Genomic DNA, 844 nt, shown 5'->3' with positions numbered 1-844 from the left:
CCTTGGGTTTCGGCTATAAAGTTACTGAAAGTCTCGGTGTTAAAACTGTCATTGATCTAAAAACGCAGGCACTAGAACTCAATTTACAGTCGCAGGCGTGGAACGTTGGTTTAATCAGTGATGATTTCAACTTGAATGATGCGCGGACCTTTGGTTTGTCGTGGTCTTTGCGCTACTAACGCTTCACATTCATCGTGATTAGTGCTGTAAAGCACTTCACGCCCTCGTCGTTATAGGCGGCGACGGGCACATCTATTTTTCCGTCTTGTGTGAAATCAATATCGTCAGCTTCACACTTTACGATCAAGTCGGTTTTGGCCTTCACGAGGTATTTCACGCTCATGCCTTCTGGTATCCAGCGTGTACCTTCTGGTGTTGAGACTTCGGTTGTAACTCCGCCAACGAGTTCTGCAGCATTGCACATAGCGATGGCATGTATACAACCAAGATGATTCTGCACTTTCTTCTGGTTCTTCAGAATCATTTCGCAATAGCCAGGGCGTAATACGGTCACCAAAGGGTCGATGCTTTCGAAGTAGGGTGCAACCGTTGCAATGCCCTTTGAAAAGCCTTCTCCGCCCATTTGTTCAAACATCTTTAAATACTGATTCATGATCGTTGCCTTATTCTTATTTTTTAATGAAGTGGGTATTAGTTGTGTGCTGTCAGAAACTCGAATGTTTCTTTCCATAAGGTGCTTTCAAATTTAGCTTTAAACATTCCAGTATGGCCGATGTGTTTCGCGTCCACATCTTTGGGTTTAACTAGTTTTAGTTCGCAATCAGCTTCGTGGAACTGACGCAAAAGATGGTTAATGTTTTCTTTCGGCGCGAGCGCATCGTCA

2 protein-coding genes are annotated in these 844 nt (G+C 44.1%); both read right to left on the bottom strand.

Annotation, left to right across the window (positions count from 1 at the left end):
- Positions 1–175 precede the first annotated feature (175 nt).
- Positions 176–613 (bottom strand): hotdog fold domain-containing protein, encoded by a 438-nt coding sequence (locus A3739_RS23395; protein WP_068499881.1) that lies wholly within the window; start codon positions 611–613, stop codon positions 176–178.
- A 38-nt stretch (positions 614–651) separates the two neighbouring features.
- Positions 652–844 (bottom strand): hypothetical protein (locus tag A3739_RS30300; RefSeq protein ID WP_197472517.1); only part of this gene is annotated, 193 nt, incomplete at its 5' end.

The organism is Oleiphilus sp. HI0067 (assembly GCF_001635735.1).
This window is presented reverse-complemented; position numbering and strand designations above follow the sequence as displayed.